The 13,299-nt window shown below is 62.5% G+C and carries 12 protein-coding genes; 4 read left to right on the plus strand and 8 right to left on the minus strand.

Annotation, left to right across the window (positions count from 1 at the left end; translation table 11 throughout):
• Both nudC and NKJ46_RS09545 read left to right on the plus strand, forming a co-directional pair.
• Positions 1–942, plus strand: coding sequence for an NAD(+) diphosphatase (gene nudC, locus NKJ46_RS09540; protein WP_352664325.1), 942 nt, complete (start codon positions 1–3; stop codon positions 940–942).
• 26 nt (positions 943–968) lie between these two features.
• Entirely contained in the window at positions 969–1,271 is a 303-nt protein-coding gene (locus NKJ46_RS09545; protein WP_352664327.1) for a Dabb family protein, read from the plus strand.
• A 25-nt stretch (positions 1,272–1,296) separates the two neighbouring features.
• Here the strand turns inward: NKJ46_RS09545 and NKJ46_RS09550 are convergent, their stop codons facing one another.
• The 7 genes from NKJ46_RS09550 to NKJ46_RS09580 all read right to left on the minus strand — a co-directional run bounded on the left by NKJ46_RS09550 (position 1,297) and on the right by NKJ46_RS09580 (position 10,808).
• Entirely contained in the window at positions 1,297–2,238 is a 942-nt protein-coding gene (locus tag NKJ46_RS09550; RefSeq protein WP_352664329.1) for a 2-hydroxyacid dehydrogenase, read from the minus strand.
• A gap of 96 nt (positions 2,239–2,334) precedes the next feature.
• Complete coding sequence (locus tag NKJ46_RS09555; RefSeq protein WP_352664331.1) at positions 2,335–3,966, minus strand: ABC transporter ATP-binding protein; 1,632 nt, start codon at positions 3,964–3,966, stop codon at positions 2,335–2,337.
• A complete protein-coding gene (locus NKJ46_RS09560; RefSeq protein WP_352664333.1) occupies positions 3,963–5,102 on the minus strand; it encodes an ABC transporter permease in 1,140 nt (379 codons plus the stop codon). Before NKJ46_RS09560 ends, NKJ46_RS09555 begins: the two co-directional genes overlap by 4 nt.
• A complete protein-coding gene (locus tag NKJ46_RS09565; RefSeq protein ID WP_352664335.1) occupies positions 5,102–6,196 on the minus strand; it encodes a microcin C ABC transporter permease YejB in 1,095 nt (364 codons plus the stop codon). The genes NKJ46_RS09560 and NKJ46_RS09565 overlap by 1 nt, the downstream gene beginning before the upstream one ends.
• Before the next feature lie 30 nt (positions 6,197–6,226).
• Positions 6,227–8,095 carry an extracellular solute-binding protein gene (locus NKJ46_RS09570; protein WP_352664337.1) on the minus strand — a complete coding sequence of 623 codons (1,869 nt, stop codon included), beginning with the start codon at positions 8,093–8,095 and terminating at the stop codon, positions 6,227–6,229.
• Positions 8,095–9,981, minus strand: a complete 1,887-nt coding sequence (locus NKJ46_RS09575) for an extracellular solute-binding protein (protein ID WP_352664339.1) — start codon at positions 9,979–9,981, stop codon at positions 8,095–8,097. The genes NKJ46_RS09570 and NKJ46_RS09575 overlap by 1 nt, the downstream gene beginning before the upstream one ends.
• Before the next feature lie 173 nt (positions 9,982–10,154).
• Entirely contained in the window at positions 10,155–10,808 is a 654-nt protein-coding gene (locus NKJ46_RS09580; RefSeq protein WP_352664341.1) for a c-type cytochrome, read from the minus strand.
• Positions 10,809–10,998: 190 nt separating this feature from the next.
• Here NKJ46_RS09580 and NKJ46_RS09585 point away from each other — a divergent pair, with 190 nt between their 5' ends.
• Both NKJ46_RS09585 and NKJ46_RS09590 read left to right on the plus strand, forming a co-directional pair.
• Positions 10,999–11,727 (plus strand): 3-deoxy-manno-octulosonate cytidylyltransferase, encoded by a 729-nt coding sequence (locus NKJ46_RS09585; RefSeq protein WP_352664343.1) that lies wholly within the window; start codon positions 10,999–11,001, stop codon positions 11,725–11,727.
• A 33-nt stretch (positions 11,728–11,760) separates the two neighbouring features.
• Entirely contained in the window at positions 11,761–12,624 is an 864-nt protein-coding gene (locus NKJ46_RS09590) for a prephenate dehydratase (protein WP_292662275.1), read from the plus strand.
• A 7-nt stretch (positions 12,625–12,631) separates the two neighbouring features.
• On the opposite strand, the gene NKJ46_RS09595 is transcribed toward NKJ46_RS09590, so the two are convergent.
• Positions 12,632–12,988, minus strand: a complete 357-nt coding sequence (locus NKJ46_RS09595) for a hypothetical protein (RefSeq protein ID WP_352664345.1) — start codon at positions 12,986–12,988, stop codon at positions 12,632–12,634.
• Positions 12,989–13,299 lie beyond the last annotated feature (311 nt).

A 13,299-nucleotide genomic window follows, 5' to 3' on the forward strand; every position in this document is an offset into this window, starting at 1 on the left:
ATGAGCTTTCGCCTGTTTGACGCGCCCTTGCGCGAGCCGAGCCAGTTCGTCGGCTTCGCCGGCAACATTATCGACCGGCAGTCCGAAAACCGCGCCGACGATTCCGTCGAAAAGGCACTCGCCGATCCCTCGGCGCGGCTTTTGCTGATGCGTGGCGGCCGGCTCTATCTGAAGCTTGCGCAAGGCGCATTCGACCCCTGGTTCGGCGCGGCCGAAAGCCGGCCGCTCGAGGCATCGCTCGAAAACGGCGTCCTGCTCGGCCTTTCCGAAAGCGGCCCGGTGCTGGCGGTGCCGGCCGGGGTCGAGCCCGAGCAGCTTCCCGAGACGATCAAGGCCATCGACTATCGCTCGGTCTATATGCAGGGGCTGATCGACGAAGCGGCGGCCGGCGCGCTGGCGCAAGGGGCGGCGCTGCTCGCCTGGCATGCCAGCCATCGCTTTTGCAGCAAATGCGGCACCAAAGCCGAGATGCGGGCCGGCGGTTACAAGCGGCATTGCCCGGCCTGCGGCACAGAGCACTTTCCGCGCACCGACCCGGTGGCGATCATGCTGACGGCGACGCGCGAAAAATGCCTGCTCGGCCGCGGCCGGCATTTCGGGCCCGGCATGTATTCGGCGCTCGCCGGTTTCATGGAGCCGGGCGAGACGATCGAGGCGGCGGTGCGCCGCGAAACGCTGGAGGAAGCCGGCATCAGGCTCGGCCGGGTCGTCTATCACGCCAGCCAGCCCTGGCCGTTCCCCTATTCGCTGATGATCGGCTGCTTCGGCGAACCGCTCAACGACGACATCTATCCCGACCTCAACGAGCTGGAAGATTGCCGCTGGTTCTTTCGCGACGAGGTGCTCTCGATGCTGGCCAGGGAGCATCCGGGCGGCCTGGTGACGCCGCCGAAAGGGGCGATCGCCTATAACCTGATCCGCGCCTGGGCCGACAGCGCATAGCAGGATCGACATCGCAGGAGCAGAAAATGATCCGTCACACCGTCGTGTTCACGCTGAAACACCCGCTGCATTCGCTCGAGGAAAAAAGGTTCCTCGCCGACGCCAAGAGGATCCTCACGGCGATAAAGGGCGTCACGCATTTCGAGCAGTTGCGGCAGGTCAGCCCCAAGAACGACTACCGCTTCGGCTTCTCGATGGAGTTCGCCGATCAGCGGGCCTATTCCGGCTACAACGACCATCCCGACCACGTCGCCTTCGTCCGCGACCGCTGGATCCCGGAGGTCGAGGCGTTTATGGAGATCGACTACGTGCCGCTCGGCTGGGGCTGAGACTGGGAAGCGGCGCTCTAAAAAATCAATACCCCGCGTTGCGGTCCACCACATTTTCCAGCGCTTCGCCGCGCTCGAAGGCGTCCATCTGGCGCAGCATGATCGGCGCCAGGTGGACCGGATCGGAGGTTGCCGCGGCGTGCGGCGTCACGAACACTTTCGGGTGGCTCCATAGCGGGCTGGTCTTCGGCAGCGGCTCGACCTCGAACACGTCGAGGCTGGCTTCCTTCAGCGTGCCGTCGTCCAGTGCGCGCAAAATGTCGGCGTCCTTCTGCAGCCTGCCACGCCCGGCATTGATCAGCACCGAGCCGCCGAGCCCGTTGCGCTTGCGCAGCTCCTTCAGCACGCCGTAATTGATGATGCCGTGCGTCTGCGGCGTCAGCGGCAGCAGCACCACCAGGATGTCGGTGGCGTTGAGGAACGGGATCAGGCCGGCCTCGCCCGCGTAAGTCGAGACACCTTGCATCGGCCGATCGCTGCGCGACCAGCCATTAACGGGAAAGCCGAGCGACAACAGCACCGATGCCGCCGCGCGGCCAAGCGTGCCGAGCCCCATAATGCCGACCGAGATGTCGTTGGCCGGCCGCTGCTGCGGTTCGTGCCAGATCTTCTTCTGCTGCTGGGCGCGGTAGAGCATGCCCTGGCGATGGTGGTCGAGCACCCGCCAGACGACGTATTCGGTCATGTACTGGGTCAGGTTGTCGGCGACCACCTTGACGACCGGTACGTCGGGCAAGGTGGGATCGGCGAAAATGTGGTCGACGCCGGCGCCGATCGAGAAGATGGCCCGCAGATTGGGCAGCGACGACAACAGGTTCGGCCGCTGTTTCCACACCACCGCATAGGTGATCGAGGGATCGCCGGCGCCATTCGGCTCGAGCACCACTTCGCGCTCCGCCGACAGCAGTTCGCGCCAACGCAGCGGATGAATACCGGTGAGGGCAAGCAGGATGCGGCCTTTTTCCATTGCGGATCGTTTTTCCCTTTTTACCAACAGCGTTCGCGTCCCGACGCGCAAGGGCGCGGCAGCGTTTTGATTTTGTGCATGATCTCTGGCGAAAATCTACTCGCTGACGATGCCGACCGGCGCCGTTTCGATCTTGAAGGCGGCCGAGATCAACGCCTTTGTGTAGTCGGTCCGCGGGTTGCTGAAAATCTGTTCGGAAGGACCGGCCTCGACGATCCTGCCGTTGCGCATGACGATGACTTCGTTGGCGAGCGCGCGGATTACCCTCAGATCGTGGCTGATGAAGAGGTAGGCGAGGTCGTGCTTGGCCTGCAGGCTGCGCAAGAGGTCGACGACCTGCGCCTGCACGCTCATGTCGAGCGCCGAGGTCGGCTCGTCAAGCATGACGAAACGCGGGTTGAGCACCATGGCGCGCGCGATGGCGACGCGCTGGCGCTGGCCGCCGGAGAATTCGTGCGGATAGCGGTTGCGCGTCGCCGGATCGAGGCCGACTTCCTTCAGCACGTCGACGACACGCTCGTCGCGCGCATCGGGAGACAGTTTCGGCTCGTGGATCTTCAACCCTTCCTCGATGATCTCGGCGACCGACATGCGCGGACTGAGCGAACCGAACGGATCCTGGAAGACGATCTGCAGCTCGCGCCGCAGCGGCCGCATTTCGTTGAAGGACAGCTGATCGATGCCGCGTCCGTTGAACTGGATGGTCCCGGTCGACGAGATCATCCTGGCCAGCGCCAGGCCGAGCGTCGTCTTGCCCGAGCCGGATTCGCCGACGACGCCGAGCGTCTGACCGGCCCGCACGGTGACGTCGATGCCGTCGACTGCCTTCACATTGTCGACGGTGCGCCGGAAGAAGCCCTTCTTGATCGGAAACCAGACCTTAACGTCCTTGCCGACCATCACCGGCTTGGCGGCCTGATTGGCCGCCGGCGGCTTGCCTTTCGGCTCGGCGGCAAGCAGATGCCGCGTATAGGCGTGCTGCGGATTTGCGAATATCGCCTTGGTCGGGCCGGTCTCGACGATCTTGCCCTTGGTCATCACGCAGACCCGGTCGGCGATCTTCCTGACGATGCCGAGATCGTGGGTGATGAACAGCATCGACATGTTCTTGCGGCTTTTCAGGCCGGCCAGCAATTCGAGGATCTGCGCCTGGACGGTGACATCGAGCGCTGTCGTCGGCTCGTCGGCGATCAACAGTTCAGGCTCGTTGGCGAGCGCCATGGCGATCATGACGCGCTGGCGCTGGCCACCGGAAAGCTGGTGCGGATAGGCGTCGAGCCGTTTCTCCGGTTCGCGGATGCCGACCTCGTGCAGAAGTTCCAGCGTGCGCGCCTTGGCGTTGCGATCGCCCAGGCCCTGGTGCAGCTTCAGCACCTCGACGATCTGCTGCTCGATCGTGTGCAGCGGGTTGAGCGAGGTCATCGGCTCCTGGAAGATCATGGTGATCTTGTTGCCGCGCACGCGGCGCAGGTCTCTCTCGTCCGCGGCAAGCAGGTCGGCGCCGAGGAACAGGATCTTTCCCGACGGGTGGCTGGCGGTCGGATAGGGCAGCAGCTTCAGCACCGACAGCGCGGTGACCGACTTGCCGGAGCCGGATTCGCCGACCAGCGCCACCGTCTCGCCCTTGGCGAGGTCGAAGGAAATATGGTCGACGGCGATCGACTGGTCGCCGCCTTGCGTGAAGGCGACGCTGAGGTCTTGGACCGAGAGCAGCGGGGTGTCGCTCATCTGAACGTCTTGCGCGGATCGAAGGCGTCGCGCGTCGCCTCGCCGACGAAGACCAGCAGCGACAGCATCAGCGAGATGACGACGAAGCCGGAAATGCCGAGCCAGGGGGCGTTGAGGTTGCGCTGCGCCTGCTTCAGCAGCTCGCCGAGCGAGGCGGAGCCCGGCGGCAGGCCGAAGCCGAGATAGTCGAGCGAGGTCAGCGTCGAGATCGAGCCGCTGAGCAGGAACGGCAGGAAGGTCAGCGTCGCCACCATGGCGTTGGGCAGCAGATGCCGGAACATGATGGTGATGTTGGACACGCCGAGCGCGCGCGCCGCATTGACGTATTCGAAATTCCGGGCGCGCAGGAACTCGGCCCGCACCACGCCGACCAGTGCCACCCACGAAAACAGCAGCATCAATCCGAGCAGGATGAAGAAGCCGGGCGGCAGGATGGCGGCGACGATCAGGAGCAGATACAGCACCGGTATGGCCGACCAGATCTCGATGAAGCGCTGGAACAGAAGGTCGGTCCAGCCGCCGAAATAGCCCTGCAGGGCGCCGGCCGCCACGCCGATCAGCGCCGAGCCGGCAGTCAGGATCAGGCCAAACAGCACCGATATCCTGAAGCCGTAGATGACGCGCGCCAGCACGTCGCGGGCCTGGTCATCGGTGCCCAGCCAGTTCCAGTTGCCGACGTTGCAATTGGGGTCTGCCTCGCCTTTCGGATACTGGTTGCAGCGCGTCTTCTTGTCGTAGAGCCAGGACGGCTTGGTGGGTGCTGCTTCGGGAATAGCGTTGTTGACGGTCTGGTAGGAGTAGCGCACCGGCGGCCAGACCATCCAGCCATTGGCATTGATCTCGTCCTGGATGACCGGGTCGCGGTAGTCGGTGACCGCATAGAAGCCGCCGAACTTCTCCTCGGGATAGGCGACCAGGACCGGGAACAGGATCTCGCCCTTGTAGGAGGCGATGATCGGCTTGTCGTTAGCGACCAGTTCCGAACCCAGCGACAGCACGAACAGGAACAGGAAGATCCACAACGACCAGTAGCCGCGCCGGTTGGACTTGAAGTTCTGCAGGCGCCGCTGGTTGAGCGGCGACAGGAAGGGCCGCGCGATCCGCGCCGGCGCCGTTTCGGCTGCGGCCTGCGCCATCAGACGTCTCTCCGCTCGAAGTCGATGCGCGGGTCGACCCAGGTGTAGATCAGGTCGGACAGCAGCCCGACGAACAGGCCAAGCAGCGAGAAGATGTAGAGATTGGCGAAGACCACCGGATAATCGCGCTGCACCACCGAGTTGAAGCCGAGCAGGCCGAGGCCGTCGAGCGAAAATATGTTCTCGATCAGCAGCGAACCGGTGAAGAAGGCCGATATGAAGGCACCGGGGAAGCCGGCGATGACGATCAGCATGGCGTTGCGAAAGACGTGGCCGTAGAGCACCCGCCGTTCCGACAGGCCCTTGGCGCGGGCGGTGACCACATATTGCTTGCGGATTTCCTCGAGGAAGGAATTCTTGGTCAAAAGCGTCGTCGTGGCGAAGGCCGACAGCACCAGCGCCGTCAACGGCAAGGTCATATGCCAGAAATAGTCGACGATCCGCGCCGGCCATGACAATTGGTCCCAATTGTCCGAGGTGATTCCGCGCAACGGGAACCAGTCCCAGAACGAGCCGCCGGCAAACAGCACCATCAGCAATATGCCGAACAGGAAACCCGGAATGGCGTAACCGACGATGACGACGCCGCTGGTCCAGACGTCGAAAGTGGAGCCGTCCTTGACCGCCTTGCGGATGCCGAGCGGGATCGAGATCAGATACGACAAGAGCGTAATCCACAGCCCGATCGAGATCGACACCGGCATCTTTTCCAGGATCAGGTCGAGCACCGAGATGTCGCGGAAATAGCTGTCGCCGAAATCGAAGCGGAGATAGTTCCACAGCATCATGCCGAAGCGCTCGAGCGGCGGCTTGTCGAAGCCGAACTGCTTCTCCAGCTTCTTGATGAATTCCGGATCGAGCCCTTGCGCGCCGCGGTATTTCGAGCCGACGTCGCCGGCGACATCGAAATTGGCGCCGCCGGCATCACCCCCGCCGCCGCCCAGGCGATCGCTACCGCCCTGGTTGGTCAGCCTGGCGATGACCTGCTCGACCGGCCCGCCCGGCGCGAACTGGATGACGGCGAAGGATACCGCCATGATGCCGAACAGGGTCGGGATCATCAGCAGGATACGGCGCAGTATATAGGCGCCCATCAGGCTCCCTGCCTCGCTTGTGGGAAAATGTCAGGCTTTGCCAATCTTTGCCGCCTTGTCTTTGTCGAACCACCACGACGTCTCGACCGGGAAGTCGTAATCCGGCTTTTGAGCGGGAAAGCCGAACATGTCCCAGAACGCCGCTCGGTGATTCGCCAGATGGTATGTTGGAATCCAGTCTAGCCGCGCGCGCAAGACCCGATCGAGGGCATTGAGCGCGGTGACGAGTTCGATGCGGCTCTGCGCCTTACCGGCTGCCTCGATCAGCGCGTCGATGGCTTTGCTTTCCGTACCCGGATAGTTGCGCATCCCCGGCGTTTTCGCCATCCGGGAAGCGTAGAGGATCTCCAAGCCGTCGGCAGTAGGCGTCGCTCCGATCGACCATGCGAGCATGTTGAAGTCGAAATCGTAGTTGCTCTGCCGCGCTTCGAATTGCGTCGAGTCGACCTGCCGGATCGAAGCGTCGATGCCGATCGCCTTCATATTCTCGGACCACGGCGCGAAAATGCGAACCAACCCCTCGTCCTCGGCCAGCATTTCCACCTGCAGTCGCTCGCCCTTGTCGTTGACGACGAAATTGCCGACTCGCTTCCAGCCGGCTTCGGCGAGCAGCCTCGAAGCCTCGCGCAGCAGCTTGCGGTCGTGTCCAGAACCGTCGGAGACGGGTTGCATCACCGGTTCGCCGAAGGTCTCCGGCGGCAACTCGGCTCGAAACGGCTCCAACAGTTTCAGTTCCTGGGGTGAGGGCAGGCCTTTGGCCTTGTAATCCGATCGCTCGAAGTTCGATTGCGAACGCTCGTAAGAGTCGAAAAACAACACCCGCTTGGTCCATTCGAAGTCGAAGCAATAGGCGATTGCCCGTCTCACGCGTACGTCGCGGAATTGTGGACGGCGCTGGTTGAGCGCGACAGCCTGCATGGAGGGCGTTTTCTCGCCGGGAAATTCGCGTTTGAGGACCCTGCCATCCTTCAGCGCCGGAAAATCGTAGCCGGTCGCCCATACCCGCGCGGTGAACTCCTCGCGAAAATGCGTATCCCCTTTCTTGAACGCTTCAAAGGCTGCCTGGCGATCGAGATAGAAATCGATACGGATGCGGTCGAAATTATTAAGCCCGCGGTTCACGGCCAGATCGCGGCCCCAATAATCGGCGACGCGTTCATATTCGACTGTCTGTCCGGCCACGACCCGCCCCATTCGGTATGGCCCGGAGCTGAGCGGAGGGGTCATCGTCGAGGCGTCGAAATCATTGGCCGTGTAGAAGGCTTTGGACACGATCGGCATTGCGACGACGGCGAGGATATTCTGCGCGGACTGCTGGCCGTTGAAGGTAAGGTTGACCGTAAGCGGATCGACTGCGACCGCATCCGTCATATGCCGCAGTGCTTGGGAAAGGTTCGGATGTCCCCGGTCTTTGTAGAGGTTCAAGGCGAAGGCAATGTCTTCGGCGGTCAGCGGCGAGCCATCATGGAAACGCGCTTGTGGCCGCAGGCTGAAGCGGTAGCCATTGCGGTCCTGCGACAAGGTAACGGAGTCGGCAAGCAGACCGTAGACCGCATCCGGCTCATCGACTGCCCTTGCCATCAGCGAATCGAAGCAGAGCTCGGTACGCGGCGGCGAGTCCCCCTTCAGCACCAGCGAGTTCAACGTGTTGAAAGTCAGGAAACTCTGATTGAGGGTGGAGTTCGGCGGAGCGAAATTCATCCGGCCGCCCTTGGGAGCGTCCGGATTGACATAGTCGAAATGCGCAAAATTCGGTCCGTATTTGAGATCGCCGAAGGCCGACAGGCCGTGCAGCTTCACGCCGGTCGGGATGGTGGCGAAAGCCCGGCCGGGCAGCAGCGCTGCGGCCGCGGCGGCACCGCCCAGGGCGAGGAAGTCGCGACGGGGCAGCGCCGCCATCAATTGCCACTCTTGTATTTGGCCGCCAGCGCCTTTTCCTTGTCAGGATCGATCCACCACGAGGATATGTCGACGCCTTGGTAGCTTGGCTGTTTTGCTGGTATGCCGAACTTGCTCCAGTAAGCGATCCGAACTTTTCCCAGGTGCCACTGTGGGATCATGTAGTAGTTCCAGAGCAACACCCGATCCAGCGCATGGGTGGCCGCTATAAGATCATCCCGATCGGTGGCGAAGATCACTCGGTCGATAAGCGCGTCGACGACCGGGTTCTTGATCCCCGCCAAATTACGTGATCCGGAGGTGTCGGCTGCAGTGGAACTGAAAAAATCCCGCTGTTCGTTGCCCGGCGAGTTGGATTGCTGGAAGCCCGCCAGCGCCAGCATATCGAAGTCGAAGGCGCGGGTCCGGTTTGTATACTGGCTGTCGTCAACGATACGCAGCGTGGCGTCGATGCCTAGACGTTTGAGATTGTCGATCAAGGGCGAGGCGACGCGTTCGTCAACTGGATCGTTGCCCAGAAACTCTATCCTGAACGGGTCGCCAGTCTTCTCATTGACCAGCCTGCCGCCTCGATTGACCCATCCCGCTTGCTTCAAAAGCTCATAGGCTTTCCGAAGATTTTCACGCCCTGACTGCGGCGTATTGTAGACCGGTAGCTTAAACTCCTGGGTGAATAGTTCAGGCGGCAGCTTGTCGCGATATTGTTGCAGGATTTCCAATTCCTTCCCCTGCGGCAAGCCGCTTGACGCCAAATCACCACCTTCGAAGTAACTGTCCGTGCGCGTATAGGCGCCGAAAAAGATGGTGCGGTTCATGCTCTCGAAATCATAGGCGTAGGTCAGAGCCTGCCGCACGCGCACGTCCTGAAAAAGCGGCCGGCGCGTATTCATAACGTAGGCCTGCATTGGTTCCGGGGACGTCGTAGGATATTCCGCCTTTGTGACGTCCCCCGCCTTGATGGCCGGAAAAGTATACTCGACGGCCCATCGCTGGGCACGTGACTCAAAGCGAATATCCTGAAATCCGCCCTTGGTGAAGGCCTGCCACGAGGCATTGTCGTCGAGAAAATAGGAGAAGCGCTGCCTGTCGAAATTCTCGCGGCCGATCTTCACGGGCAGTTTAGCGCCCCAGTAATCGGGGACGCGCTGCCAGATGATTTCCGAACCCGGCTTGAAGCTGGCGATCTTGTAGGCGGCCGAGCCGAGCGGCGGCTCCTGCGTCGACCTGGTGATGTCGCGCTTCTTGCCTTTGGCGTCGGTGCCTTCCCACCAGTGCTTGGGCAATACGACGAGGTCTCCGAGGATCTTCGGCAGCTCCCGGTTGCCCTTCTGGCTGAAATGGAACTCGACCTCGCGATCGGAGATCGCGATGGCGTCGGTGACGTTTTCGAAATAGCGGCTGTACATAGGGCTGCTGGCCTTCAGCACCTTGAACGACCAGATCACATCGTCCGTGGTGATCGGCTGGCCGTCATGCCATTTCGCCCGCGGATCGAGCCGATAGGTCGCCGAGGAATAGTCGGCCGGATATTTATAGGCATCGGCGATCAGCGGATGGCTGGTGCTGCCCTCGTCAGTCGCCTGCTCCATCAGCGTGTCGTAGAGCAGGCCGCCGCCAAACTGCGCGAAGCCGGCGGCCGGCGAACCCTGCACGATGTAGGGATTGAAGCTGTCGAACGTGCCGAGCACCACCGAATTCAGCGTGCCGCCCTTCGGTGCATCCGGATTGACGTAATCGTAGTGCTGGAAGTTGTCGCCATATTTGGATTCGCCGATCAGCGACGAGGTCGTGCGCCATTCGTCCGCTAAGGCCGCCTGCAGGCCGCCGGCAAAAGCAGCCAGCATCAGCACCGATTTCAGAAGCGTCCGCGCTCGGCCAACCGTCATGCGTTCTCCTCTTCGCGATATAGCGCCGTCACCATAGCGTCTGGGCCCAATCTAGATCATTTGGCGGCGCTGAAAACCGCAACGGACCGGCTTTGTCGTCGCATATGCATTTTTCCTAACGAAAAAGCCGGGCTGAACCCGGCTTTTTCAAGGATTATATCATTACAGTTTTGTTATTTTGCGGGGGCGGCCGGAGCTGCCGGCGCCGCGCCTTCTGCCGGCTTGGCAGGGGCTGCACCTTCGGCCGGCTTGGCGGGCGCGTTTTCGGCCGAGGCGCCGGGTGCCGGCAGCGGCTTCGGATTGTCCGACAGCGTGCGCAGATAGGCGATGACGTTGGCGCGGTCCTCGTCCTTCGGCAGGCCGGCGAAGCCCATCGCCGTGCCCTTCACGAACTTCTTCGGCGAGGTGATGAAGTGGTTCAGGTTGTCGTAGGTCCACTTCTCGCTGCCGCCCTTGGAGAACTCCTTCATGCCGGCCGAATAGGCAAAGCCCTCATGCTCGGCGACCGGACGGTCGACGATGTCCCACAGATCAGGGCCGACCTTGTTGGGGCCGCCTTTTTCGCCGGAGTGGCAGGCCTGGCATTTCTTGAAGATGGCGGCGCCCGCTTCGGCGTTGGCGGTGGCCAGCAGTTCGGCAATCGGCTTGGCCTCCGCGGCGGGAGCGGCCGGGCCGCCTTCGGCGGGCTCGGTTGCCTCGATGGCGAAGCCGGGCTTTTCCGGCGCCGGCGAGGCAAACAGGGCGTCGGACACGATGCCAACGGAAAAGACGATGAACACCGTGCCGAGGAAACCGGCGAGCAGCTTGTTGACTTCGTTGGAATCCATACGCCCCAGGCTCCCTTTTCCGGCGGACCGATCCGTCCACTCCGTCCGTCGGTATCGTGAACCACCCTGCGAGGCGGTCAAATCGCGCGGAAACTAGGTCTTTTGCTCGGGCGTTGCAACACCTATAAGGGCGCTGCCAGTGAGACCTTTTGCCACTTTTGTCCCCTCTTTTTCGAGCCCTGCCCGCCTCATGTCCACGCTCATCCTGATCCCGGCCCGCATGGCCTCGACCCGCCTGCCGGGCAAGCCGCTGGCCGACATTGCCGGCACTCCAATGATCGTCCACGTCGCCCGCCGCGCCGCCGAGGCCGGGCTCGGCCGGGTGGTCGTCGCCACCGATACGCAAGGCGTTGCGGAGGGGGTGCGTGCGTATGGTTTCGAGGCGGTGATGACGCGGGCGGACCACGAAACCGGTTCCGACCGCATCTTCGAAGCGCTGTCCATTCTCGACGCTGGCAAGACGGTCGAGACGATCGTCAATGTGCAGGGCGATCTGCCGACCATCGACCCCCTTATTATCGGCGCCGCGCTGAAGCCTTTCGAGAACGCAGCGGTCGACATCGCCACGCTCTGCGTCGAGATCGTCCGCGCCGAGGAAAAGACCAATCCTAACGTCGTCAAGCTGGTCGGCTCGCCACTCTCGGCGACACGGCTCAGGGCGCTCTATTTCACCCGCGCCACCGCCCCCTGGGGCGAAGGCCCGCTCTACCACCATATCGGCCTCTATGCCTATCGCCGCGCCGCACTCGAGCGCTTCGTTGCGCTGAGGCCGTCGCCGCTGGAGCGCCGCGAGCGGCTGGAGCAGTTGCGGGCGCTGGAGGCCGGCATGCGCATCGATGCGGAGATCGTGCAGTCGGTGCCGCTTGGCGTCGATACGCCGGACGATCTCGAACGCGCCAGGGCGCTGCTTTCCAACTAAGAAGTTCTTCCCCCAATCCCCGAGACTCTGCGCATGCCTGAAAAGACCAACAAAATATCCTTCCAGGGCGAGCCGGGCGCCAATTCCGACACCGCCTGCCGCAACATGTTCCCGTCGATGGAGCCGTTGCCGTGCCCGACCTTCGAGGACGCCTTCAACGCGGTCGAGACCGGCAAGGCCGATCTGGCGATGATCCCGATCGAGAACACCATTGCCGGCCGCGTCGCCGACATCCATCACCTCTTGCCGGAATCGAAGCTGCACATCATCGGCGAATATTTCCTGCCGATCCACTTCCAGCTCATGGTGCTGCCCGGCGTCAGCCGCGACGAGATCAGGACCGTGCACAGCCACATCCACGCGCTCGGCCAATGCCGTAAATACATCCGCAAGAACGGCTGGAAGGCGACGGTGGCCGGCGACACCGCGGGCGCCGCCAAGATGGTCGCCGCAATGAAGGACCGCACCATGGCCGCGCTGGCGCCGGCGCTGGCTTCGACGCTCTACGGGCTCGACATCATCGAGGAGAATGTCGAGGACACCGACAGCAACGTCACCCGCTTCGTCGTGCTGACCAAGAACAAGCAATGGGCCGAGCGTCCCTCGGCCGACGCCAGGATGATGACGACCTTCATCTTCCGCGTCCGCAACGTGCCGGCGGCGCTCTACAAGGCGATGGGCGGCTTCGCCACCAACGGCATCAACATGACCAAGCTGGAAAGCTACCAGCTCGGCGCGTTTACGGCGACGCTGTTCTACGCCGACATAGAGGGCCATCCCGACGATCCGCTGGTGAAGCTGGCGCTCGACGAGTTGCGCTTTTTCTCGCGCGAAATGCGCATCCTCGGCGTCTATCCGGCCAGCGCCTCGCGCGAGCAATGGAAGGTGGCGGATTAGGATCCGGTCAGGTCAGGCCGAGCTTTTTCTGCTTGGGCGGCTTGCCGCATTCGCGGCGGCTGATCGATCGGTTCATGGCATCGATCTTGCCGCTTGCCTGGTCGGCGTCACGCTTGGCTTTTGAGCGCATATCCGGCGTGAACGGGCCAAAGCCCGTCGCCGGGTTGGAGAAGGACGGCTTGGCGTCCACCGGCAAATGATATTGCTGCGCCAGGCCGTTTCGTTGCGCCAGCAATTGATCGCAAGGCACCTTGTCGTATAGCAGCGAGGACTGGACGTTTTCGTCCTGCCGTTCGGACATCGAATTGCCGACGCAGCCGGCCATCGCCAGGCAAGACGCCAAGACCATCATGTTCCAGCGCATGAACGTGCTCCTTGTCGAAACCCGCATGATCCGGACATGCGATTCGGGCTTTTTCGCAGCAAACATTACACCGAGGTCGGCGGGACAGTACCCCCCTCTGTCCTGCCGGACATCTCCCCCGCAAGGAGGGAGATTGGATGTCATTTCCGCTTTCGCAAACCTTCAGCGTCGCAAGAAAGGCGCCGTCGGCGAAGCTGCCGATCTCCCCACTTGCGGGGGAGATGTCCGGCAGGACAGAGGGGGGTGGGAAGGATCGCCGCCTTGGTCATGATTGTGAATGCTTCAAGCGGCGTTTCTCCGCCACGACGGCC

Source organism: Mesorhizobium sp. M0166 (assembly GCF_040322255.1).
Lineage (GTDB): Bacteria > Pseudomonadota > Alphaproteobacteria > Rhizobiales > Rhizobiaceae > Mesorhizobium.

What these genes read in the sequence shown, in the direction of transcription:
- NKJ46_RS09575 (WP_352664339.1), bottom strand. Translation starts at nt 9,981, where the DNA reads ATGACGGTTGGCCGAGCGCGGACGCTTCTGAAATCGGTGCTGATGCTG.
- NKJ46_RS09545 (WP_352664327.1), top strand. Translation starts at nt 969, where the DNA reads ATGATCCGTCACACCGTCGTGTTCACGCTGAAACACCCGCTGCATTCG.
- NKJ46_RS09550 (WP_352664329.1), bottom strand. Translation starts at nt 2,238, where the DNA reads ATGGAAAAAGGCCGCATCCTGCTTGCCCTCACCGGTATTCATCCGCTG.
- NKJ46_RS09555 (WP_352664331.1), bottom strand. Translation starts at nt 3,966, where the DNA reads ATGAGCGACACCCCGCTGCTCTCGGTCCAAGACCTCAGCGTCGCCTTC.
- NKJ46_RS09580 (WP_352664341.1), bottom strand. Translation starts at nt 10,808, where the DNA reads ATGGATTCCAACGAAGTCAACAAGCTGCTCGCCGGTTTCCTCGGCACG.
- NKJ46_RS09595 (WP_352664345.1), bottom strand. Translation starts at nt 12,988, where the DNA reads ATGCGCTGGAACATGATGGTCTTGGCGTCTTGCCTGGCGATGGCCGGC.
- NKJ46_RS09585 (WP_352664343.1), top strand. Translation starts at nt 10,999, where the DNA reads ATGTCCACGCTCATCCTGATCCCGGCCCGCATGGCCTCGACCCGCCTG.
- nudC (WP_352664325.1), top strand. Translation starts at nt 1, where the DNA reads ATGAGCTTTCGCCTGTTTGACGCGCCCTTGCGCGAGCCGAGCCAGTTC.
- NKJ46_RS09590 (WP_292662275.1), top strand. Translation starts at nt 11,761, where the DNA reads ATGCCTGAAAAGACCAACAAAATATCCTTCCAGGGCGAGCCGGGCGCC.
- NKJ46_RS09570 (WP_352664337.1), bottom strand. Translation starts at nt 8,095, where the DNA reads ATGGCGGCGCTGCCCCGTCGCGACTTCCTCGCCCTGGGCGGTGCCGCC.
- NKJ46_RS09565 (WP_352664335.1), bottom strand. Translation starts at nt 6,196, where the DNA reads ATGGGCGCCTATATACTGCGCCGTATCCTGCTGATGATCCCGACCCTG.
- NKJ46_RS09560 (WP_352664333.1), bottom strand. Translation starts at nt 5,102, where the DNA reads ATGGCGCAGGCCGCAGCCGAAACGGCGCCGGCGCGGATCGCGCGGCCC.